Below are 408 nucleotides of genomic sequence, written 5' to 3' on the forward strand. Positions count from 1 at the left end.
TTCTTAAATATTGTACGAACGACAACTTCCTAGCCCTCAAAAATAATTTCCTGAGAGATTAAAATAACGGCTTCAAAGTAATTGAAGCCGTTATTTTATTTTGAATGAATTAAATTTGAGCATTATTGAACTTTAAGAAATATTTTCTAACGCAGGATGTTGTCTAAAATACAGACTAAATATAAAAATAGAGCTAGTTTTTTGTAGATAATTAAAACAAATTTTTAATAAAATTATTAAATTACAGTAACTTGGATTTATTGAGTTCGTTTTTTCTTATAATTAATAAATTTTAAATTATATAAATCAGTAGATTAGATAAGTTAAAGTTTAAAAATAAAACAACCAAATAATTAAATTTTTAAAATCACTTGCAACCATACTGAAATACTGTAGAATGCACATCCA

It is taken from the genome of Acinetobacter sp. GWC1_38_13 (assembly GCF_001767535.1).
Lineage (GTDB): Bacteria > Pseudomonadota > Gammaproteobacteria > Pseudomonadales > Moraxellaceae > Acinetobacter > Acinetobacter junii.